The organism is Corynebacterium sp. HMSC072D12 (genome assembly GCF_001813925.1).
GTDB classification, from domain to species: domain Bacteria; phylum Actinomycetota; class Actinomycetes; order Mycobacteriales; family Mycobacteriaceae; genus Corynebacterium; species Corynebacterium aurimucosum.
This window is the reverse complement of record NZ_KV814399.1, coordinates 60721-82369: the sequence shown is the minus strand read 5'-3', so window position 1 is coordinate 82369 and position 21649 is coordinate 60721. Positions and strand designations below refer to the sequence as shown.

Below are 21649 nucleotides of genomic sequence, written 5' to 3'. Positions count from 1 at the left end.
ATCAGGGGTAATGAGAACTGAACCCCAGCGTTGGTCGCGCCTTCTAGGGCTGCTTCGGAAGTCTATCAGGGGTAATGAGAACTGAACCCCAGCCCTTCGGGGATGGTTTGCATGTGCCTGCCGAAGTCTATCAGGGGTAATGAGAACTGAACCCCAGCCCATCTGCATTGCGGCGTCGAAGGTGCCGAAGTCTATCAGGGGTAATGAGAACTGAACCCCAGCAGCCTTGCTCTGCGACGAGTGCGCCCAGGAAGTCTATCAGGGGTAATGAGAACTGAACCCCAGCGGCGGACGATGCGGACGTCTGGGATGCCGAAGTCTATCAGGGGTAATGAGAACTGAACCCCAGCAGGTCGAGGGTGATGAGGCTGCGGGTGAGAAGTCTATCAGGGGTAATGAGAACTGAACCCCAGCGGGCAATTGTACGGCAGACAGAAGGGTTGAAGTCTATCAGGGGTATTGAGAACTGAACCCCAGCCTCACTACCCTGCTATCAATAGCTTAGTGAAGGATTTCCAGGGACGCGGAAAGTCGAATTGTCGCAAAGACTCTGAAATTGATCTCATCATCTATTGACAGCGAAGCGCCGTAGCCCTAGCTTAATTCTTCTAACTTCTTAAGGAGGAATCATGCTACTTGCTGAAGCCTTGGCCGAGCGCGCTCAGGCGCAGGAGCGCCTCAACTCGCTGAGTGACCGACTCGCGGCAACCGTCCGCATCCAGGAAGGCGATGAACCGGATGAGAACCCGACGGATCTCCTCCGTGAGCTGGAGGGCGTAACCAAGCGCATCGATGAGCTCGTCATCGCGATCAACGCCACGAACACGGCTACCGCGTTCGACGATGAGATCACGCTGATGGAGGCACTCGCACTTCGTGATGGACTGCTGCGCAAGCGCCGCATTTACCAGGGATTGGCCGAGCGCGCGGGTGCGCGCCACGACCGCTACTCCCGCTCAGAGATCAAGTTCGTGGCCACGGTGCCCGTGCCGAAGTTGCGCGAGCGCGCCGACGATCTGGCCCGCCAGTACCGCGAGCTAGATACCCGCATCCAGCAGCTGAACTGGAATACGGAACTGATAACTAAATAAGGTCTGCCGCTAGTTGTGCCGCATGCTTGCGGCACGCCATGTCGTTCGACATGTAGTCATGTTGCGCGCCAAGCGCGCGACGGTAGCCCACACCCTTCGCAGCGAGCGCAACCCTTACTGGGCAGGGAAGAGCCCAGTGCTTCTCAGGCGCCTTCGTAGCGCAAGAAGGCAGGGAGGTTCGATTCCGTCCCACTGTATGGTGTACCGCGCTGGTACGGAGTACACGTGCACATTGACGGGGATAATCCCGCAGTATTGTTTATTGTTTATCACCGCCGCGCTGGGCGGAGAGTGTGGGTGAGGGTTTGGGAATGGGGACTATACTTCCGGCGCACTGCTTTGCAATTAAGCTGGTGTGCCATGAGCGAGCAGAAGAACTACAGCACCGATAACCCTTTCAAGCCGGAGCTCTGGCAGCCCGTCAAGGGCTTTGAGGATCTCACGGATATCACCTATCACCGACTTAACAGTGACGGTCCAAAGCCACAGCGTAAGGATGGCATCGTCCGCATCGCCTTCGACCGCCCCGAGGTGCGCAATGCGTTTCGTCCGCACACGGTGGATGAGCTTTATCGCGCGCTGGACCACGCGCGTCGCACCCCGGATGTCGGCACGGTATTGCTGACCGGCAACGGGCCTTCCCAGAAGGACGGCGGCTGGGCGTTTTGCTCCGGCGGTGACCAACGCATCCGCGGCCGCTCCGGCTACCGCTATGCCACGGAGCACGCGCATGATGACGCGACTGCCGATGAATCCACCGTGGACACCGCCCGCGAGAAGGTTGAGGGCGGCCGCCTGCACATCCTGGAGGTCCAGCGCCTCATCCGCACCATGCCCAAGGTGGTCATCGCCGTGGTCAACGGTTGGGCCGCCGGCGGCGGGCACTCCCTGCACGTGGTGTGCGATATGACCATTGCCTCCCGCCAGGAGGCCCGCTTCAAACAGACTGACGCCGACGTCGGCTCCTTCGATGCCGGCTATGGCTCGGCCTACCTGGCCAAGATGGTGGGCCAAAAGTACGCCCGCGAGATCTTCTTCTTAGGCCGCACCTATGACGCACAGCGCATGTATGAGATGGGTGCGGTCAACGAGGTAGTTGACCACGCCAATCTGGAGGACGCCGCCATCCAGATGGGGCGCGAAATCAACATGAAGTCCCCCACCGCCCAGCGCATGCTCAAGTTCGCCTTCAACCTCACCGATGACGGCCTCATGGGCCAGCAAGTCTTCGCTGGAGAAGCCACGCGCCTGGCCTACATGACAGACGAGGCCGTCGAAGGCAAGGAATCCTTCTTGGAAAAACGCGAGCCCAACTGGGATGACTTCCCGTACTACTACTAATCGTCATTCCTCGAGGAGGATCCACAGTGCTGTATTTCGCCATTACCCTCGCGGCCATCGCGCTCATTGCCGTCATCGCATCGCGAGTGTGGATGTTACGCCGCATCCAGCAGGCTCAGAGGGACGGTGAGCGCCCCTTCGATCAGGAGGATGAGCTCATCAACCCTTACGAGCACCGCGGGCGGTAACCTAGCTAACCGTGACCATCCTCTCTCCTCTGCCTGTCAATCCACATGACCCCGCCGCCATCCTCCCTGATCTGGAAGCGGCCATCGCAGGACAAGCCACCTTCCTGCCCGTCCCGGCGGAGGACCGCACCCGCGCGCAGCTCCTGCGCAACCACATGCGCGCAGGAGAACCCATTGACTCCTCCATCGCGCTGGTCGTGGCCACCTCCGGGTCCACGGGCACACCGAAGGGCGCGCAACTCACGGCCGCCAACTTGGTCTCCAGCGCCGATGCCACGCACCGGGCTCTCGGCGGCACCGGCCAGTGGCTGCTAGCCATGCCTGCCGCCCATATCGCGGGAATCCAGGTATTAATCCGCTCGCTCGTCGCGGGTGTAGAGCCGCTCTGTCTTGACCTGTCGGAAGGTTTTTCTATCCCCGACTTCGCCTGCGCCGCGCACGAGCTGGCCGCCACCGGGGATCGCTCATACACGGGACTGACCCCCATGCAGCTGGCCAAGGCCATGGATTCGCTAGAGGGAATCGAGGCCCTGCGCACCTTTGACGCCATCCTCGTCGGGGGTGCTGCCACCCACCCGCAACTGTTGGAGTCAGCGAAGAAGCTGCGCATCACCATCGTCACCACCTACGGTTCCTCGGAGACTTCCGGTGGCTGCGTCTACAACGGACAGCCACTGGATAGCGCTCGTGTTCGCCTCGGCGAGGAGAACCGCATCTACCTCGGCGGGCCCATGATTGCGCAGGGCTACCGAAACGTGGACTCAGATGCCTTCGTGGTCGATGAGTCCGGCACCTCGTGGTTTGCTACCTCCGACGCCGGCGCGCTTCACGACGGCCACCTCACCGTCACCGGGCGCCTCGACAACATCCTGAACACCGGCGGGCTCAAGCTCCACCCAGAGCAGCTCGAGCAGCACATCCTGCACGTGCCGGGAGTGGACGGCGTGTGCGTGGTCGGCATCCCCCACCCACGCTTGGGACAGATGATCGTCGCTGCCTATACCGGATGGGCGGATGTCGGCGATATCCTTGTGGCTCTCGACGATAGTGGCCTTCCCCGGTGGCAAATCCCCAAGGACTTCAAGCGCCTGGCCCAGCTCCCCACCACCGGCCCCGGCAAGGTAGACCGCCTCGCCGTCGCCCGCATGTGGGACAGCTAAGCCTCCGCTTCGCCAAAGCTGCGTACGGCAATGCCGCGCGCAGCGGATTCCCCGAGGGGGAAGTGCGCACCGCCGTCGACGGCAACCTCGAGCACACCCGCAACCGAGGGGGCAACGACGGTCAATTCCACTCCCGGCCGCACTCCATATTTATCCAGGTAGCGCAGAAACTCGCCATCCGCGTCAGTGACCTGCTCCACGGTGACGGGGGTCTGCGCGGGGACGTCGATAAGCGTAATGCGCGAGACCGGCTCGGCAGTGCCGTCCGGGGCAGGTATGGGATCACCATGCGGATCGCGGGCGGGGTTGCCCAGGAAAGAATCAAGACGTTCAACGAGCCTGTCGGACGTCGCGTGCTCTAGCATTTCTGCCTCATCGTGCACCTCATCCCAGGTATAGCCCAGAGTGCGCACGAGGAAGGTTTCCAGGAGTCGATGCCGGCGCACCATTGCCACAGCCAGCCGCCGGCCTTCCTCAACAAGCCGAACACCGAAGTAGCGTTCGTGTTCCACCAGCCCCTTCGCGGCCAGGCGCTTGACCGCCTCCGAAGTAGTGGGCAGTTTCTGCCCCGCCGCTTTGGCTAGATCCCCGAGCGGCATCGCGGTATTAGCGCCCTCTTTCTCCTCATAGGTCCAGAGGATCTTGAGGTAGTCCTGGGTGCGTTCGGGCAGCTCACTGATGTGCATACCCCCATCGTAGTTCAGCCTATTGCTTCCAAAGGTTTCAGGACTTATGCTCTTTCAAGTTCAATCTATTGAACATCGACATTCACTTTTAATAAGAGAGGTTTCCCGTGAAGAAACTTATTGCGCTTCCCCTCGCTTCCCTCGTGGCTGCCACCGCGCTGACTGCCTGCACCAGCAGCGACTCCGCCGAAGCCCAGGACGACAATCTGACGATCTTCGCCACGACCGGTTACTTGGCTGATGCGGCCGCCAACATCGCCCCGGACGCCGACATCACCACCATGGTCGGCCCCGGCGGCGATCCACACACCTACCAGCCCACCACGCGCGATATTGAAAAGATGCAGGACGCCGACCTCGTCCTCTGGAATGGCCTTCACCTCGAGGCGCAAATGGTGGACCAGCTCTCCTCCCTCGGTGAGAAGCAGCTAGCTGTCGGCGAACAGCTCGATACTGCTGACCTCCTGCCGTGGCCCGAGCAAGGCGACAAGGGCGAAAAACTCTACGACCCGCACATCTGGAATAGCCCCGAGCTGTGGAGCCAGGTCGTCGATCACATCGGCACCAAACTCGGTGAAATCGACTCTGACAATGCCGAAGACTATGCCGCGGCCGCCGATGCATATGAAGACAAGATTGCAGCCGCGCACGACAAGGCCGCTAAGGAACTCGAAAACGCCTCCCCGCGCGTTCTCATCACCGGCCATGACGCTTTCAACTACTTCGGCAAGACCTTCGACTTTGAAGTCCAAGCCACCGACTTCGTGACCACCGAAGCCACCAAGTCCGCCACTGAGATCTCCGAGCTCGCGGATACCATCGCGGAGAAGAAGGTCCCCGTTATCTTCCAAGATAACCAGGCGAACCCACAGGCCATCACTTCTCTCAAGGAAGCCGTAGAATCCCGCAACTGGACAGTCACCATCTCGGATGAGGAGCTCTTCGCCGATACCCTCGGCCCGGAAGCCCCCACCGATACCTACCTCGGAGCCTTCGAACACAACGCTAATGCCGTGGCGAAAGCACTGAGCTAATGCTCCACGTTGAAAAACTCACCGCCGGCTATCCACGCACGCCGGTGCTTCACGACGCCACCTTCACCCTCACCCCCGCGACCATCACCGGACTGGTAGGCGCGAATGGGTCGGGAAAGTCCACTCTGGTCCGCACGCTGGTCGGGCTCCTTCCGCCACTAGCCTGCGGGTCGATGACCTTCGATGGCGTCGATCTTGCGCATTTTCGGCAGCGGCTCGGGTACATGCCACAACATGCGAATATCGACTGGAGTTACCCTGCCACCGCCTTCGACGTTGCCCTGATGGGCCGCACCGCCGGGCTGCGCTGGTGGCAGTGGCCTAGCCGCGCTGACAAAGACGCCGCCCACGCAGCACTTGCTCGCACCGGAATGCAGGCACACGCGCAACTGCCAATTTCCGCGCTATCTGGTGGGCAGCGCCAGCGCGTGTTGTTGGCGCGCACGCTCGTTAGCGATCCGGAATTCATCATCCTTGACGAGCCCTTCGCTGGTGTTGATGCCGCAAGTCAGCGCGCCATCATGGATGTACTCAAGGAACTGCGCGACAACGGCGTGACCATCCTGCTGGTGCATCACAACCTGGCGGAGGTCGCCGACTTTTGCGATGAGGTCCTCATGGTCGGCCACGGCCGGCTCATTGCTGCTGGCCCCACCGAACAGGTGCTCACAGAGTCCGCCATTGCCGATATGTTTTCCCTGCCATCATGAACCCACTCGAGCTTCTTCAGAACTACACCTATACCCAGGCACTCCTGGGTACCGTGCTGATCGGTGGCTGCGCCGGCGCGCTCGGCCCATTGGTATATGTTCGCCGCACCAGCCTGCTGGCCGATGCCATCTCGCATTCTTCCCTGCCCGGCCTGCTCACCGCCTTCCTCGTGGCCACCGCCATTGGCTGGGACGGGCGAAACGTCTGGCTCCTTGCTTGTGGAGCCCTGCTCACCGGAACGCTTGCGGTGGTCTGTATTCACCTCATCCCGCGGTTGACTCCCCTGGGGCAAACCACTGCGATGGCGGCCACGCTGACCACGTTTTTCTCGGTAGGCATGCTGCTCATGCAGTATATTTCCCGCCGACCATTGCCTGGCAAGGCCGGAATCCAGGATTATTTGCTGGGAAATGCCTCCACGCTCACTCGCGCGGATGTGCGCTCCACACTCATCATCGGTGGCTGCGTGCTGCTTTTTCTTTTCCTCATTCACACCCGGCAGGCCGCGGTCACCTTTGACTCAAGTTTTGCCCAGGTAGCCGGCATTCGCGCCTCGTTCCTCAACGCGGCTAGTTTCTTCGCCCTCACCGCCATCACGGTGCTCGGTGTCAAAGTCGTCGGCGTGGTACTCATGGTCGCCGTAGTCATCAGCCCTGCCGCCGCTGCCCGCCCCTGGACCACGCGCTTGCTACCTTTCATCGCGCTCTCCGGGTTCCTCGGCGCGGCCACCGCTGCTCTCGGCTGCTATGTCTCCATTGCGCACGGCCCGCTGCCCACCGGTCCGGTCATCGTCCTGGCTCAGGCAGCGCTCGTCACCATCAGCCTCCTCAGCAGAAAGCTCGCCTCATGACCCTCGCCGCCACTGCTTGTCTCCTTGCCGTCCTGACTGCCTTAGCCTGTGCTATCCCCGGCACCTTTGTTGTCCTCAAAGGCCAGGCCATGCTTATCGACGGCATCGGCCATGCCGTCCTTCCCGGGATTGCCATCGGTTACCTCTTTACCTCCGATCTGGATTCGCCCGTGCTGCTCGCTACCGCGGCTGCCGGCGCCTTGGTAGTAGCGTTGGGGACCGATGCGCTCCAGCGAAGCCCACTGGTGACTGCTGATTCCGCCCTCGGGTTGGTCTTTCCCGCCCTGTTTGCCGCCGGAGTCATCTTGATCTCCACGCACATGAGCCACGTGCACCTTGATGTCCACGCGGTTCTCGTCGGTGATCTCAACCTCGCGGCCTTCTCCAACCCTAACTATTGCTACATCATGGCCGCAGTGCTGGGTATCAATGCTCTCTTCCTCGCCCTTACACTGCCGCGTTTATCCGCCACGACTTTTGACGCCGATTTTTGTGCCGCACGCGGGGTGCCCACGCGCGTTCTTCACGTCATTTTTATGACCGTGGTTGCCTGCACTGCCACCGCCGCTTTTCACGCTGCCGGTGCCATGCTGGTCATCGCGCTCATGGTATTCCCGACGATGACCGCGCGACTGCTTACTCAGCGCGTGCCCACGCTGGTGTTGACTGCCTGTGGCGTTGCCGCGATCAGCGCAGTCGTTGGATTTTGGGTTGCCTATGTCCTCGACGCAGCTACCTCTGCCGCAATGACAGTCACCAATGCCGTCGTTTTCGTCGCGGTGCTCATTATCTACCGCCTTCGCCAACGCACCAGCTCATTGCCGCAGCGAACCACACCAGTGGCACAATAGTGAGCATGTCTGCCTTTTCCGCCACTCCTGCCGATTGGCTCCAGGGTGCTCGCCCGCATACCTGGGCCAATGCCTTTGCTCCCGTTATCGCTGGTACCGGCGCTGCCGCCGCGGCGCATGGTTTGCACTGGGGCCGGGCGTTGCTGGCACTCATCGTGGCCTGGGCTCTTATCATCGGCGTGAACTACGCCAACGACTACTCCGATGGCATCCGCGGCACCGATGATGACCGCACCGGCCCCCAGCGCCTCACCGGCGGCGGGCTGGCCAAACCACAGCACGTCAAGTTCGCCGCCTTCGCTTGCTTCGGCGTGGCCGCCATCGCGGGAATTTCGCTCTCCCTGGCTGCCAACGCAGCTTGGTTCATCCTCGTCGGCGCCGTGTGCATCGCCGGCGCCTGGTTCTATACCGGTGGCAAGAACCCCTACGGCTACCGCGGGTTTGGGGAAATCGCCGTTTTCGTTTTCTTCGGACTCGTCGCGGTCCTAGGTACCGAGTACACGCAGGCCGGCCGCATCACGTGGACGGGCCTTGCCTTAGCCGTGGGTATCGGCGGTATGAGTGCGGCGGTAAACCTGGCCAATAACATCCGGGACATCCCCTCCGATAAGGCCACCGGCAAGATCACTTTGGCGGTGCGCCTAGGTGATAAAAAGTCCCGCACGCTATTCATGACACTCTTGCTGCTGCCGGTACTACTCACCATCGGCCTAGCCTTCGATTCCTGGGCCGCGCTCGCTTCGCTGCTCTACTTCCCCCTCGCGCTGGGTGCTATCCGCACCGTCAACCGCGGCGCACGCGGCCCGAAACTCATCCCAGTACTTGGCATGGCCGGCCGCGCAATGCTGGTGTGGGCGGTTATCAACGCTGTAGCGCTGGCTCTGGTTTAACCACCGATTTAGCGGCCGGCCAGCTCCTCTTGGACCCACTTCTTGTGGGCCTTGCGCTGCGCGGAGTACTCCGCCAGCGTCTGAGTGGCTTCCATGCGCCACGTGGAGAAGATCAGCATGGACAGCGGCAGCGCCACAAACAACGCCAACAGGGCGGAGACCAACAGCGGAAAGGCCCCGAGTACCGCCATGGCCAGCAGCTGAATTACCGCGGTGAGCACAATGAACAGCACCACGCGGGCAGCCCCGTACTTCCACAAAGCGACGCGGGAGCGGCGCTTGAGCGCCGGGTCCGGCTGGGGCGGTTCGGGGTTCTGGGAAGTGTTGGTGGTGTTTTCTGTCTGACTCATAATTCTCACTTTTGCTTTGCGGGCATTCCGTAGAATACAACGCATGGGTCGATTGATACTACTACTCTTGTTTGTCCTCGCGGCGGTCCTCGTATGGAAGGCCTTTGGTCCGTCGAGTTGGAATAAGAAGGTGCAGCAGACACAGCAGCCGCAGCGCCCTGCAATCAAGGGCCCAGACGATGACGAAGAGTTCCTGTGGAACCTAGAGAAGCAGCGCTTCAAAGAGCGCCGCGCCAGGGAGCGGGAGGCAGAGCGCCAAGAAGAAGAGCGCCGCCGTCGCTCACAGGGTTCACAAGGTTCCCAGAAACCCAAGGCCCCCGAGGACAAAGACAATAAAGCCGACGAAGCCTAAGCCTTCGGCTCGAAGGTCATCTCAAGGCCGAGGGCCTCAGCCACCGCAATCACCTTTTCCCAGCGCACGCCAGAGCCGCCGTGCTCGATGGTGTGCAGCGTGGAGCGCGAAATCCCGGCCTTCTCAGCCAGCGCCTGCTGCAAGATACCGAGTTCTCGGCGGCGCTGCGCAAAGCCCTCACCGAGAGCGATGAGCTGCGGGTTATCGCCCGCCGGCTTGCCCTGTTTGTGCCGCGGCTTAGGGGTCTCCGCCATTTAGTTCAGCCCCGCATAGGAGTGCAGGCCGGAGACAACCATGTTGATGAAGAACAGGTTGAAGATCATGAGCAGCATCGCCGCGATGTTGATATACGGCGCGGCCTTGCGGAAGGCCGGCGTCGCGCGGGCGTGCAGGTAGGCAGCGTAGAGGATCCAGGTGGCGAAGGAGACGGTCTCCTTCGGGTCCCAGCCCCAGTAGCGTCCCCATGCGGACTCGGCCCAAATAGCGCCCAGCACAATACCCAGGCCCAGGGTCGGCAGCGCCACCACGCCCAAGCGATAAGCCAAGCGGTCCAGCTTCTTAGCCGAAGGAAGCGGGCGGGCAAGCGCACCGAAGAAACCAGACTCAACGCCCTTCGGCTGGAATTCACGCAGCACGCTAAGCAGAGATGCAATACCGGAGACCACGCCGATGGACGCGCCGAGTGAAACCACGGTGACGTGAATCGGCAGCCAGTGAGACTGCAGTGCCGGGACCACCGGAGCGGATTCCGCATAAAGCTTGGTGGAGCCATAGAACATCAACGCCAGAATCGGCGTGAGCAGCCACGGCCACAGGGTGCGCCACTCCTTGCGCTGCATGGCAATGGTCGCCACCACCATGGCGCCGGCGGTCACCATGAGCACGTACTCGTAAAGGTTGCCAAACGGGAAGCGCCCCGTTGCCAGACCGCGCAGCACAATGGCCGCCAAGTGTAAGGCGATACCCAACCACAGGAGCATCTGCGTCATGCCGCCGAGCTTGTCGGCGTTCTCCCGCTTCTTCGCCAGATCCGCATCTAGGTCAGCATCGGGACCAGCGCTGGCTGTCGGGGGGACGTCGCCAAGCACGGCACTGTCTGCCGAGGCCCCCACGCTGGCGAGTTCGCGCTGCTGCGCCACAGCACTCGTGCAGGAGCGCATAGCCTCGATGATGCTGTGCATCCGGCCGTAGTAGACCAGGGACAACACCAAGGCGAGAGCATAAACGACGAACGCGGTTTGCACCGCGATGTCGGAAAAGTTGGACAGATTTTGATCAACCTGCATGAGTGGGAAACCTTGCCTTCACAATCGTGCCTACACCGTGCTTCACGCACGAGGCTGCATGAGCGGAGAGATTTATGGTGCTCATAAGAGTACCCCCCCTTCCCAGCAGTATCCAACTTTTGACGGATACACTCCGCTCCTTTAGTCGGCGGAGTAGAGCTCGTCTTCCTCCACCTCATCGGGATCCGGCAACTCCAAGAGCTCACGGTGAAGCTCGTGGAATTCCTCAGACCAACCCGCGCGATCGGTACGGGCAAGGCCGCCCATCTCGATGTCGGTGCCGCCATTGGCACCCGGACGGATGCGCACCCACACGCGGCGGCGCTTAATCACCAGCGAGCCAACCAGCGATACCAGCATGACCAGAGCGGACACCAGAACCCAGCTTTGGAAGGGGTCATAGGAAACCTGGTAGTTCGCGAACTCGGAGGCGCCATCGAAGGTGATCTTCGTGCCGTCGTCCAGCGTGACCGATTCACCTTGGTTCAGGTTGACGCGGTCGATCTTTTGCAGCTGCCCCGAATGGACCAGGCTGGTGTCAAGGGAAAAGAGGGACTGCGGGGTACCCGTGTCCAGGCCGGCATCGCCGCGGTAGATATCGATAGCCACGGCTGGGTCCAGCATCGCCGGGTAGGAAGACTGCAACAGCTTGCCGCTCTCGCCGGACCACTCGGCGGTCGGGGCAAACAGGCCCTGGATGGCGATCTGGTTCTGGCGGCGCTCAAACAGGTCCGGGTACATGCCCGCCGGCGGGTCGAAACGCATGACACCCGAGGACAGGAAGAACGTGGTGTCATTGGGCTGAAATTGGATGGTCTGCGTGCGCTTCTCGCCGTTGGGCCACTCCACCGTCATCGTCGGCGCAAAACCGTGGCCCTGCAGATAAACGCGGTTATTCTCAATGCGCAGCGGGTGATTGACCTGCAGCTGGTAGTCTTCCCAGGTCTCCGGATCCGTGAAGATATCGTCGCCTGCGGCATAGGACACGTTCGAGGTGAACATCTCCGCCTGGCCATTGGGCAGGTAGTCCGCGGTGAAGTCGTGGGCCTTAAAGCAGAAGGGGTGCAGGCCGGTGCCGTCGAACAGCGGGCCGGCGCGGAAGGAGTCATAGACAGAGGTTGATGTATTACAGAATTCCGTGGACTGTGGCTGTTCCTGGGTCTGGCCCTGGGAGTTCTTCTTCGTCACCACGATGACCTGGCCTTCATAGTGCACCAGGCGCCCGGCTGCCATGGTCAGCAGGATAGCCACCAGCGCGATGTGGAAGATGAGGTTGCACAGCTCGCGGGCATAACCGCGCTCCGCGGAGAAGGACTGCGCACCCGCACGGTCCTTGTCTGGGGAGACCGCATTGACGCGCCACTTCTTCAACATGGTTTTGGTGGCAGCCGCGATCTCCTCCGGGGATTTCTCCGAATGCCCGGTGGCGTTCAGCGGCATCTTATTCAAGAACTTTGGTGCGCGCGTCGGCGGGGTGCGGTAGGCCTTGTAGTGATCCCAGGAGCGCGGGATGATGCAGCCCACCAGGGAAATCATGAGCAACACGTAGATGGCCTGGAACCAGACGGAGGAGAAGACGTCGAAAAGCTGCAGCTTATCGTAGATCTCTGCCACTTTACCGTTGGTCTCAATGAAGTCATTGACATTGGACTCATTGAGCGAGCGCTGCGGCAGGAGCGAGCCCGGAATGGCAGCAATGGCCAGCAGGAAGAGCAGTGCCAGCGCGGTGCGCATGCTGGTCAGCCAATGCCAGGCCTTGCGGATGTATCTCACGAAAATTCTCCTTTAAATCAGCGTCGCGCCATAGGACACGGTCCACTGGCGGATGGCGTTGATAAAATCTGCCCAGAGCCCGGTCAGCAGCGCCAAGCCGACGAGGATCATGGCGATGCCGCCAACAATCTGGATGGCGCGGGAGTGTTTGCGCATCCAGGTCACGGTGCGCATCGCTTTGGCGGAGCCCAGTGCCACGAGTAGGAAGGGCAGGCCCAGCCCCAGGCAGTAGCCGATGATCAGGATCGTGCCGCGCAGCGCTGTGGTTCCTTCGGTGCCGGCAGAAACGGACAGGATGGCGGCCAGCGTGGGGCCCAGGCACGGGGTCCAGCCCAGGGCGAAAACCCCGCCGAGCAGGGGCGCGCCCAGCCACGTGGTCCAGCGCCGCGGGGCCATGCGGGTGTCCTTCTGCAGCACCGGCACCACGCCCATGAACACCACGCCCATAAGAATGGTGATGATGCCGCCGGCGCGCATGAGGGTGTCCGCGTTGAGCGTCAGCGCCGAAATGGCACCGAAAACCGACACCGTAGCGAGGACAAACACGATGGTAAAGCCCAGCACGAAGAGTGCTGCGGCACCGACCACGGCCCAACGCCGGCGCTTGCCGACGCCCACCCCCAGCTCCTCGTCATAACTAACCTCTCCGCCCACCACGGAGGCGAGGTAGGAGATATAACCCGGAACCAGTGGAACCACACATGGCGAGGCGAAGGAGACCAACCCGGCCACAGCGGCGGCGAGCACTCCGATAAGGAGCGGGCCGGACACGGCGGCATCAGCAAAGCTTTGTCCCACGCCGTCAGCGGCAAGGATCACTGTTCTTTCTCCAGCTCGTCGACGACCTCGAGGACATCCTTCTCCGTGATCTCCGTCAGGAAGACTGCGGCGGGGCGGTGCTGCTTATCCAACACGATGGTGGTGGGCACCACGGAGGTAGGAACGCCGCCAAGGGCCGCGGCCGTCTTGAAGGGCGGATCGTAGATGGAGGGGTACTCCAGGCCGTTATCGGCCATAAAGTCCCGGGAGATCTCCGGGTTGAAGTCCTTGACGTTGATGCCTAGCACGGTGCCGACCTTGCGCTTTTGCAGCTCCGAGTGGATGGCCTGGAGGTCATCCGATTCGGAGCGGCACGGCGCGCACCACTGGCCCCAGGAGTTGAGGACGACGATCTGGTCCTGAAAATCCGAGAGCTTGATCGTCGTGGACTCATCCCGCAGGTCCTCACCGGAGAAATCCTTGAGTGGTTTGCGGTCTGCTTCCTCGTAACGAATGGTGGTCTGCCCGCCGGGTGAAATGAACTCGAAGGTGCCGCCGGAAGCAACGGCATTCTGTGCGTTTTCTTCGCTCTGTGTACAGCCAGCCAGGCTCAGCACGGCAACGACACCGGCCACGGCGGCGCGGATAGTTCTGTGCGCCATTAGATGTCCTGTGCCGGTTCGGAGTAGAAGATATCGATGATCTCGCGGTTGCGGTAGACCAGCGAGGTCACCGAGGCGAGAGCGCATTGGCGGTCCCACGGCGCGTGGGCCAGGCGCTTGCCCAACACGGTGCGCTGCACCATGACGATGGGCAGCTGGTGGGAGACCACGATGGCCTCGTGCCCCTCAGCCTTGGAACGAGCGCGCTCGGCGGCGTCCATCATGCGCGCGGCGATCTCCTCGAAAGGTTCGCCCCACGAAGGCTTGAGCGGGTTGACCATGAGCGGCCAGCGCTGCGGGTTCCACAGCTGCGAGTTCCAGCCCTTGGTGCGCAGGCCCTCGAAGCGGTTGCCGGACTCGATGACGCCCTTGTCGACGTCCACCTCCAAGCCCGTCACCTGCGCAATCGGCAGCGCGGTTTCCTGCGCGCGCTGCAGCGGCGAGGCCGCCAGGTAGGTCACGTCATGGCCCTCAAAGGCTTTCGCCGTGCGTGCGGCCATGGAATGCCCACGGGAGGACAAGTGATAGCCCGGGATGCGCCCGTAGAGGATCTTATCCGGGTTATAAACCTCGCCGTGGCGGACGAAGTGGACGATGGTGGTGGACATATGCCTGTGTCTATCCCCTCAACATGGTTGGTTTAGTGCGGACGCTGCGCGCTGGCAGCGGCCTGGGCGGCAGGCTTGAGAGCTGCCTCGATTACCTCAAAATCTTTGTCCGTGAGCGCATCAGACACAAACCAGGTCTCGAAGGCTGACGGCGGGACGTACACGCCGCCCTCCAGCAGTGCGTGGAAGAAGGGGGCGAAACGCCAGGTATCGGCGGCCTGCATATCGGCGAAGTTGCGGCCCTGGCCCTCGGCGAAGCGGATGGAGAACATCGTCTCTGCGCGCTGGATGTGGTGTGCCACGCCGGCGGCATCAAGCGCCGCCGTTATCAGGCCGGTCAGGCGGCCCGCGTTGGCCTGCAGGCGCGGGTACAGCTCTTCGTTTGCGAGCTCCAGTGATGCTAGGCCGGAGGCCATCGCTACCGGGTTACCGGACAGCGTGCCCGCCTGGTAGACAGGGCCCGAAGGTGCCAGCGAAGCCATCACGTCGGCGCGACCACCGAAGGCAGCGGCCGGCAGGCCACCGGAGACCACCTTGCCGAAGGTCACCAGGTCACCCGCTACCCCATCGACGCCGAACCAGCCCTTGTAGGAGGTACGGAAGCCGGTCATGACTTCATCGAGGATGAGCAGGGCGCCGTCGGCATGCGCGATCTCCTTGAGCGCGGCATTGAAGCCCTCCTCCGGGGCCACGGTGCCCATGTTGCCGGCGGCTGCTTCCGCGATGATGCAGGCGATCTCTCCCGGGTGCGCGGCAAAGGCCTCGCGGACAGCATCTAGATCGTTGTACGGGACGACGATGGTATCTGCGGCCGAAGCGCCGGTCACGCCCGGGGAATCCGGGAGCGCGAAAGTGGCCACGCCGGAGCCAGCCGATGCCAACAGCGCGTCCACGTGGCCGTGGTAGCAGCCTTCAAACTTCAGGACCTTGGCACGACCGGTGAAACCGCGGGCCAGACGCACGGCGGACATGGTGGCCTCGGTACCGGAGTTGACCAGGCGCACCTGCTCCACGGCGGTGCGCTTGACGATGTGCTCCGCCAACAGCGTCTCACCCTCGGTGGGCGCGCCGAAGGAGAGGCCGTCGGCAGCCGCCTTCTGCACCGCCTCCACGATGGTCGGGTGGGCGTTGCCGTGGATCATCGGGCCATAGGAACTAACCAGGTCGACGTACTCGTTGCCGTCGATATCCCAGAGGCGCGAGCCTTCACCGCGCGCGATGACGCGGGCTTGGCCACCCACGGATCCGAAGGCGCGGACCGGGGAATTCACACCGCCCGGGGTGACCTTGGTGGCGCGCTCGAACCACTCGGCGGACTGGGACGTATTCTGCTGGTTTAGCTGGCTGGTGTTAGGCATAGCCCACATTGTATCGGTTTTAGCCCTATACAAAAGTTGGAGTCCCCTCGTGTCCCACGGTCGCTCCTCCAAAGCCTCGCGCGCGCCCTCGACACGCTCGCGCTGCGCACCCGCCACTGTGGCGCTATGCTGGCAGCACACTGTTGATTCTGCCTTTCTTTATTTCGGCGCTGGGGTGCGCTGCGGAGAGGCACTACTTAAGGGGGATTCCCATGGCTTCACGCCGATTTCTTATCATTCTTGCCTGCCTTCCGCTGTCTGCCTGTGCCACCACGCAGGCAGAAACCGCTCCGCGAAGCGAGCCCGGTCCCATTACCTCGGCCCCACCGACGTCCTGGGAGCCGAATGCCCTACCTCAGCCGGTCAACCGCTTGGGCGACACCACCTCCATCGCGCCAGCCCCAGCCGAACCAGAACCTGAAGCCCAGGCACCAGCTCCCGCACCCACGACGGTTGAGGCACCATCACCACAGGTAGAAACCGTCACCGTCCGTGCCCCAGCGCCCGCGCCCGCACCAGCACCGCGCCCGGCCCCACCGCAGCGACCCAAACCTCAGCCCGAGCTTCCCCCGCCGCCGCAGATCCCCACCTCTATACCGATCCCTCCAGAAGTCCAGGACGGCATCGACCAGATGCCGACGCTTCCCCCGCTGCCGCGCGCAGAGGATATCCGCATCGATGTTCCCTTCTAAAAACCTCTAAGGGTAGACCCTGATCTACCTCCTATATTCCCCCGCTGTACATGACAGGAAGCAATCCCAAGAGTTAATCTGAAGCCGATTTTCAATGACGGCGTTAACCTGACAGTAAGGGATTCATGAACAAGAAAGCTCTCGGCATCACTGCTGGCGCTATTGCCGCGGTTCTCCTCGCAGGCGGCGGTGGAATGTACGCACTGACCAGTGGGTCTTCCGATATTCAGCTCACCGCAACCGATGTCACGAAAACCGCAAAAGAAGACCTCATCAGTTCCGTCTCCGCCACCGGCACCGTTTCTGCCGAGCGCGAACTCTCGCTGACCACCTCGCTGACCGGCCCCATCCAGTCCTTGGACGCGAAGGTGGGTGACCGCGTCGAGGCCCAGCAGCTCCTCGGCCGCATGGACACCACCGAAACCGAGCGCGAGCTCGAAGCCCAGCGCACCTCCCAAGAGGCAGGAAAGCTCGAGGCCGTCCACCAAATCGAGGACGCCCAACTCCAGCTGCGCCAGCTTCAGGATTCCCTCGACCAAGGCCTCAACCCGGAGGTCAACAGCGCACAATCCGCCGTGAACTCGGCGCAGACCGAGTACGCCGAGGCGCAGCGCAAGCTCGATGATGCCCTCGCCGCCAAGGGCGACCGCCCCGAGGTTGCCGAAGCCCGCGCCGCCGTCGAGCAGGCGCGCTCCGGCGTGCGCGATGCGGAGTCCAAGTCTTTCCAGTCCGCACTGGCCTCCCTCGGCACCGCCACCGAGGATCCCTCCGGCCTCAACACCGCCAGCGCTTTCTTGAGCTATCTGGACTCCGATGAGGCAGTGCAGGACTCTGAGCGCCAGCTCAAGCAGTCCGAGGAATCCTATGGCCGCGTCCTCCGCGGTATCGACCGCGAGCTGGGCGAGCAACAGCGCGCCACCGCTTCCTCCTACCAAGCGGTTGCCGATGCCGAACGCGCGCTGCAAGCCAGCAACCTGGCCATCGAGCAGCAGATTTCTTCCCAGTCCCAGGCGGTGAACCACGCGGTGGAATCGGCGGCGTCGGCAAGCGCGAATAATGCCAAGGAAAATGGGCCGTTAGAGTACCGACTCTCCCAAGCCGACCTGCGCTCCCCTCTGGCGGGCGTTGTCACCGCCGTTAATGGCCAAGCCGGCATGCCCGCCGAAGGCCCCATCCTCACCGTGGCGGATGATTCCTCCCTGCTGGTGAAATCCACGGTCAAGGAGGGCGATATCGCCCGCATCAAGGTCGGCGATGAAGTCTCATTCACCTCGCCATCCAGCCCTGGCAAGGAGTACAAAGGCAAGGTCACCTTCATCTCTCCTACCGCTGAGCAACCCGACGTCGAGGCCGGTGCAGGCGGCGGCTCCGGCAAACCATCTGGTTCCTCCAAGCCCGAATTCCCCGTGCATATCCGCGTCGATGGCAACCGCGAAGGCCTGCGCCTCGGTTCCACCACGAAGGTGAAGATCATTACGAAGAAGGATAAGGACGCCATCACCGTGCCGCTCTCCGCCATCTATGAAGAAGGCGGCAAGAAGAAGGTCCTCGTCATCGACAATGGCACGATCCAGGCCCGCGAGGTGAAGATCGCCAGCGAATCTGATTTCTCCGCCGCCATCTCCTCCGGCCTCAAGGAGGGCGAGACCGTCATCAGCCAGGCGGATACGCACAAGGACATGGTCGGCATGTCCGCCTCCATCGATGGCTCCGATGATGCGGAAGAGAACGCATGAGCCGCCTCATTGAGATGCGGGGAATCGTCAAACGTTTCAACGAGGGCCTCGACAGCGAGCTGACCGTCATCCCGGGCCTCGACTTCAACGTCGAGGAGGGCGAGTTTGTGGCGGTCGTGGGCCAGTCTGGCTCCGGCAAATCCACGCTCATGAACATCATCGGCCTCCTCGACCGCCCCACCGCTGGCGAGTACCAGCTGGCTGGCGTGGATGCGCTGGCGCTTGGCGACGATAAACTAGCCTCCTTCCGCGGCCAAAAAATCGGTTTCATCTTCCAGAATTTCAATCTGATCGGCCGCATGTCCGCGCTGAAGAACGTGGAGATGCCCATGGTCTATGCGGGCGTTTCGGCCCACGAGCGCACCCAGCGCGCGGAAGAGCTTTTGGAGATGGTCGGCATGTCCGACCGCATGAATCACCTGCCCAATGAGCTCTCCGGTGGTCAAAAGCAGCGCGTGGCGGTGGCCCGCGCCTTGGCCAACCAGCCGGAGATTCTGTTGGCGGACGAGCCCACCGGTGCGCTGGATTCGCAGACCGGCCGCATGGTCATGGACCTCTTCCACGAACTGCACCGCACGCATGGAAAGACCATTTTGTTCATTACCCACAACCCGGAATTGGCTGATGAATGCAGCCGTACCGTCACGATGAAGGACGGTGTGCTGTCATGAATTTTGCTGAATCCACCAAGATGGCGCTGACGAGCCTGCGCACCAACAAGATGCGCTCGGCGCTAACACTCTTGGGTGTCATCATCGGCATCGCCGCGGTCATCGCCATCGTCACGCTCGGCCATTCCTTGCAGGCCTCGGTTCAAAAAGACTTGGACAAGGTCGGCGCCAATAACTTCACTGTCCAAGTCAAGGAGCGCCCTGAAGAAGGCGAAGAGGAAGAAGCCGACGATCCTTTCATGGGCGGCGGCTTTGTGGAAGACGAATCCTCCATGCTCACCCCGGATATGCTGGACCGCACCAAAGAGGTCATGGGAAATCAGATCGTCGGCATCAATATCGGCGAGTACAGCGCTTATTCCGGCGCGTTCGTCGCCGAAGGCGACGAACAAGAGAAAACTGCCAACCTCCTGGTCCGCCCGACCAACCCGGACTATGTCTCAGGCTCCTCCTATTCCATCGTGGCCGGTCGCTTCCTCAATGAAGACGATATTGATTCCAGCCGGGCAGTTGCCATGCTGGATAAGGAGACCGCCACCAAGCTCTTCGGCGCTCCTGAAGACGCTATTGGCCAATACGTGAGCTTTGAAAGCCAAGAGGCCTCTCCTATTGAACTCGCCGTCATCGGTGTTTTTGAAGAACCGCAAACCGGCCCTCTTGTAGGCGGTGGCCCCAGCCAATCCGCCTTCGTTCCTTACCCGCTGGAAGCCGAGCTTTCCGATTCCCCCGGTGCCGGCACCGCCTTCAGCGAGGTCACCGTTCGCGGCAACCCAGACTTGGACAAGGCCGCGGTAGCCAGCAACCTGCAGCGCGTCTTCGATAGCTACTACAAGGACAACCCGGACTACATGGTCAAAGTGACCGACTTCAGCGATGACCTCGCGTCCTTGAACCAGATCTTCACCACGATGAGCCTGGTGCTCGCGGCCATCGGCGGTATCTCACTGCTCGTCGGCGGCATCGGCGTGATGAACATTATGCTCATCACCGTCACCGAGCGCACCCGCGAGATTGGCATCCGCAAGGCGCTTGGCGCACGCCGCCGCGATATCCGCATCCAGTTCATCACGGAGGCCATCGTGGTCTGCCTCATCGGTGGACTCATCGGCATCGCCATCGGCACCGCCGCCGGCATGGCGGGTGCGGCCGCCATCGGCTCACTCGTGGCACCGCCGCTCTGGGCGGTTATCCTCTCGCTGCTCTTCTCGCTGGCTATTGGCCTCTTCTTTGGCTACTACCCTGCGGGCAAGGCCGCAAAGCTGGACCCGATTGAGGCACTGCGCTACGAATAAATCCCGCGTCGTCGTTTCAAACGACGACGCCTCCTAATGCACCACCTTCAGGCCCACGATCCCACCAATGATCATGGCGAGGAACAGCACCTTCCAGACGGTTGCCGCCTCGTGTCCCGTGGCGAGTGAGTAAACCACAGTGACCACCGCGCCCACGCCGGCCCACACCGCGTAGGCCGTGCCCACGGGGATGGACTTCATGGCCCAGCCCAACCCACCCATGGAAATGGCGCAGGCAACGAAAAAGATCACCGAGGGCCACAGGCGGCTAAAGCCCTCCGACTTATCCAGCGCCGCTGCCCACACAGCCTCAAAGGCACCGGAGAAAATCAACACGAACCACGACATAGCCAGCCCTTTCTGGCCGTCTTGTCGCGTCACCGGGTACGGCTCCCTCGTCCGGGGCTCGCATGAATCGCGGCGAGCCTGCCCACAATAATGGCACACTGGGCGGCATGAAGATTGCATTCCTTGGTACTGGCCGTATGGGCACCGAGCTCGCCCGACACCTCCTCAAGAACCATGAGCTCACCGTGTGGAACCGCACCGCCGAGCGCGAGCGGCCGCTGGTCGACGCCGGCGCTGCCCTCGCCGATTCCCCCACCGCCGCCGTGGAGGGCGCAGAGGTCATCATCACCTCGCTCTTTGGCCCCGATGACATCCGTGAGCGAGTCATTGATACCAACCTCATCCCCGAGGGCGTGACCTGGATCGATACCACGACCGTCTCCCCCGATGCCGCCCGCGAGTTCGCCGCAGCGGTCGACTCTTATGTCCACGCGCCCGTCGTTGGTTCGCTGGGCCCGGCGCGCGAAGGCAAGCTCGGCGTCTATGTGGGCACGCCTGACGACGACCGCCGCGAGCTCGCCATGACCATTGCCGAGTCCTGGGCCGATGAAAACAAGCTCATCGGCGTGGAGTCCGCCGCCACCGCGGCGATTGGCAAGCTCCTGGCCAACCTGGCCCTTGCCGTAACCGCGGAGGGCGTGCTCGAAGCACTCCACCTCGGTGAGTCTGAGGGTCTCGATTCCGAAGTCGTCCTCGAGATGCTCGACATCACCGGCTTGGCCTTCATGAAGAACATGAAGGGCCCGTTCATCACCGGCGAGCGCAACACCACTCCGGGTGACTTCACCGTGGACGCCCTGTGCAAGGACGCCAAGCTCATGGAGATGACCGCCAACAAGCCGCTGCCGGCAGTGGCCGCCGCCATCGAGCGCTTTGAGGAGCAGCAGGCCATGGGCCACGGCGACCAGGACTTCTCCTCCATCTTCGTCTTCCGCAACAAGGGATAAACCCGGCTTCTAG

Annotated in this window: 25 protein-coding genes, 1 CRISPR repeat array and 1 riboswitch; of the genes, 15 read left to right on the top strand and 10 right to left on the bottom strand. The window is 62.1% G+C overall.

Annotated features, from left to right (window positions below):
- Positions 1–57 precede the first annotated feature (57 nt).
- A CRISPR array of direct repeats spans positions 58–478; the repeat unit is 36 nt; unit sequence GAAGTCTATCAGGGGTAATGAGAACTGAACCCCAGC.
- 151 nt (positions 479–629) lie between these two features.
- From HMPREF2943_RS05695 to menE, 4 genes are all read left to right on the top strand, one after another.
- Positions 630–1091: a DIP1984 family protein gene (locus HMPREF2943_RS05695; protein ID WP_010189741.1), complete on the top strand. Its 462-nt coding sequence runs from the start codon at positions 630–632 to the stop codon at positions 1089–1091.
- 360 nt (positions 1092–1451) lie between these two features.
- Positions 1452–2432 (top strand): 1,4-dihydroxy-2-naphthoyl-CoA synthase, encoded by a 981-nt coding sequence (locus HMPREF2943_RS05690; protein ID WP_070711042.1) that lies wholly within the window; start codon positions 1452–1454, stop codon positions 2430–2432.
- Between the two features lie 26 nt (positions 2433–2458).
- Positions 2459–2620, top strand: a complete 162-nt coding sequence (locus HMPREF2943_RS12500) for a hypothetical protein (protein WP_158397450.1) — start codon at positions 2459–2461, stop codon at positions 2618–2620.
- Positions 2621–2631: 11 nt separating this feature from the next.
- Positions 2632–3780 (top strand): o-succinylbenzoate--CoA ligase, encoded by a 1149-nt coding sequence (gene menE / locus HMPREF2943_RS05685; protein ID WP_070711041.1) that lies wholly within the window; start codon positions 2632–2634, stop codon positions 3778–3780.
- Here the strand turns inward: menE and HMPREF2943_RS05680 are convergent.
- Entirely contained in the window at positions 3777–4466 is a 690-nt protein-coding gene (locus tag HMPREF2943_RS05680; RefSeq protein ID WP_070683581.1) for a metal-dependent transcriptional regulator, read from the bottom strand. The genes menE and HMPREF2943_RS05680 overlap by 4 nt on opposite strands.
- A gap of 107 nt (positions 4467–4573) precedes the next feature.
- Between HMPREF2943_RS05680 and HMPREF2943_RS05675 the strand changes: the two genes are divergently transcribed.
- The 5 genes from HMPREF2943_RS05675 to HMPREF2943_RS05655 are packed head-to-tail and all read left to right on the top strand — an operon-like array spanning position 4574 to position 8802.
- Positions 4574–5500 carry a metal ABC transporter substrate-binding protein gene (locus HMPREF2943_RS05675; RefSeq protein ID WP_070711040.1) on the top strand — a complete coding sequence of 309 codons (927 nt, stop codon included), beginning with the start codon at positions 4574–4576 and terminating at the stop codon, positions 5498–5500.
- On the top strand, positions 5500–6210 hold the full coding sequence (locus tag HMPREF2943_RS05670) for a metal ABC transporter ATP-binding protein (protein ID WP_070447972.1): 711 nt from the start codon (positions 5500–5502) through the stop codon (positions 6208–6210). The genes HMPREF2943_RS05675 and HMPREF2943_RS05670 overlap by 1 nt, the downstream gene beginning before the upstream one ends.
- Complete coding sequence (locus HMPREF2943_RS05665; protein WP_070447970.1) at positions 6207–7061, top strand: metal ABC transporter permease; 855 nt, start codon at positions 6207–6209, stop codon at positions 7059–7061. Before HMPREF2943_RS05670 ends, HMPREF2943_RS05665 begins: the two co-directional genes overlap by 4 nt.
- Positions 7058–7912, top strand: a complete 855-nt coding sequence (locus tag HMPREF2943_RS05660) for a metal ABC transporter permease (protein WP_070447968.1) — start codon at positions 7058–7060, stop codon at positions 7910–7912. Before HMPREF2943_RS05665 ends, HMPREF2943_RS05660 begins: the two co-directional genes overlap by 4 nt.
- 5 nt (positions 7913–7917) lie before the next feature.
- The gene (locus HMPREF2943_RS05655) at positions 7918–8802 is read left to right on the top strand and encodes a 1,4-dihydroxy-2-naphthoate polyprenyltransferase (protein WP_070447966.1); all 885 of its coding nucleotides are present in this window, start codon (positions 7918–7920) and stop codon (positions 8800–8802) included.
- Between the two features lie 8 nt (positions 8803–8810).
- Here the strand turns inward: HMPREF2943_RS05655 and HMPREF2943_RS05650 are convergent, their stop codons facing one another.
- Positions 8811–9152 carry a DUF4229 domain-containing protein gene (locus HMPREF2943_RS05650; RefSeq protein ID WP_070711039.1) on the bottom strand — a complete coding sequence of 114 codons (342 nt, stop codon included), beginning with the start codon at positions 9150–9152 and terminating at the stop codon, positions 8811–8813.
- 43 nt (positions 9153–9195) lie between these two features.
- On the opposite strand from HMPREF2943_RS05650, the gene HMPREF2943_RS05645 reads away from it, so the two are divergent.
- The gene (locus tag HMPREF2943_RS05645) at positions 9196–9504 is read left to right on the top strand and encodes a hypothetical protein (protein ID WP_049154847.1); all 309 of its coding nucleotides are present in this window, start codon (positions 9196–9198) and stop codon (positions 9502–9504) included.
- Here the strand turns inward: HMPREF2943_RS05645 and HMPREF2943_RS05640 are convergent.
- From HMPREF2943_RS05640 to hemL, 7 genes are all read right to left on the bottom strand, one after another.
- Positions 9501–9758: a helix-turn-helix domain-containing protein gene (locus HMPREF2943_RS05640; RefSeq protein ID WP_070447960.1), complete on the bottom strand. Its 258-nt coding sequence runs from the start codon at positions 9756–9758 to the stop codon at positions 9501–9503. The two genes, HMPREF2943_RS05645 and HMPREF2943_RS05640, sit on opposite strands and share 4 nt — an antisense overlap.
- A complete protein-coding gene (gene ccsB, locus HMPREF2943_RS05635; protein WP_070711038.1) occupies positions 9759–10790 on the bottom strand; it encodes a c-type cytochrome biogenesis protein CcsB in 1032 nt (343 codons plus the stop codon).
- A 141-nt stretch (positions 10791–10931) separates the two neighbouring features.
- Entirely contained in the window at positions 10932–12563 is a 1632-nt protein-coding gene (locus HMPREF2943_RS05630; RefSeq protein ID WP_070711037.1) for a cytochrome c biogenesis protein ResB, read from the bottom strand.
- Between the two features lie 12 nt (positions 12564–12575).
- The gene (locus HMPREF2943_RS05625) at positions 12576–13382 is read right to left on the bottom strand and encodes a cytochrome c biogenesis CcdA family protein (protein WP_070711036.1); all 807 of its coding nucleotides are present in this window, start codon (positions 13380–13382) and stop codon (positions 12576–12578) included.
- Positions 13379–13984 carry a TlpA disulfide reductase family protein gene (locus HMPREF2943_RS05620; protein WP_070711035.1) on the bottom strand — a complete coding sequence of 202 codons (606 nt, stop codon included), beginning with the start codon at positions 13982–13984 and terminating at the stop codon, positions 13379–13381. The genes HMPREF2943_RS05625 and HMPREF2943_RS05620 overlap by 4 nt, the downstream gene beginning before the upstream one ends.
- A complete protein-coding gene (locus tag HMPREF2943_RS05615; RefSeq protein ID WP_070711034.1) occupies positions 13984–14592 on the bottom strand; it encodes a histidine phosphatase family protein in 609 nt (202 codons plus the stop codon). The genes HMPREF2943_RS05620 and HMPREF2943_RS05615 overlap by 1 nt, the downstream gene beginning before the upstream one ends.
- Before the next feature lie 32 nt (positions 14593–14624).
- On the bottom strand, positions 14625–15959 hold the full coding sequence (gene hemL / locus HMPREF2943_RS05610; protein WP_070711033.1) for a glutamate-1-semialdehyde 2,1-aminomutase: 1335 nt from the start codon (positions 15957–15959) through the stop codon (positions 14625–14627).
- Between the two features lie 203 nt (positions 15960–16162).
- Between hemL and HMPREF2943_RS05605 the strand changes: the two genes are divergently transcribed.
- From HMPREF2943_RS05605 to HMPREF2943_RS05590, 4 genes are all read left to right on the top strand, one after another.
- Positions 16163–16642 (top strand): hypothetical protein, encoded by a 480-nt coding sequence (locus HMPREF2943_RS05605; protein ID WP_070711032.1) that lies wholly within the window; start codon positions 16163–16165, stop codon positions 16640–16642.
- Positions 16643–16767: 125 nt separating this feature from the next.
- Entirely contained in the window at positions 16768–18378 is a 1611-nt protein-coding gene (locus HMPREF2943_RS05600; RefSeq protein WP_070711031.1) for a permuted SH3 domain-containing protein, read from the top strand.
- On the top strand, positions 18375–19049 hold the full coding sequence (locus HMPREF2943_RS05595) for an ABC transporter ATP-binding protein (protein ID WP_070711030.1): 675 nt from the start codon (positions 18375–18377) through the stop codon (positions 19047–19049). The genes HMPREF2943_RS05600 and HMPREF2943_RS05595 overlap by 4 nt, the downstream gene beginning before the upstream one ends.
- Positions 19046–20341 carry an ABC transporter permease gene (locus HMPREF2943_RS05590; protein ID WP_070711029.1) on the top strand — a complete coding sequence of 432 codons (1296 nt, stop codon included), beginning with the start codon at positions 19046–19048 and terminating at the stop codon, positions 20339–20341. Before HMPREF2943_RS05595 ends, HMPREF2943_RS05590 begins: the two co-directional genes overlap by 4 nt.
- A 33-nt stretch (positions 20342–20374) precedes the next feature.
- Here HMPREF2943_RS05590 and HMPREF2943_RS05585 read toward each other — a convergent pair whose 3' ends face one another.
- Positions 20375–20689 (bottom strand): DMT family transporter, encoded by a 315-nt coding sequence (locus HMPREF2943_RS05585; protein WP_070711028.1) that lies wholly within the window; start codon positions 20687–20689, stop codon positions 20375–20377.
- Positions 20690–20700: 11 nt separating this feature from the next.
- Positions 20701–20771: riboswitch (guanidine-III (ykkC-III) riboswitch) on the bottom strand.
- Positions 20772–20796: 25 nt separating this feature from the next.
- Between HMPREF2943_RS05585 and HMPREF2943_RS05580 the strand changes: the two genes are divergently transcribed.
- Positions 20797–21636: an NAD(P)-dependent oxidoreductase gene (locus HMPREF2943_RS05580; RefSeq protein WP_070711062.1), complete on the top strand. Its 840-nt coding sequence runs from the start codon at positions 20797–20799 to the stop codon at positions 21634–21636.
- Positions 21637–21649 lie beyond the last annotated feature (13 nt).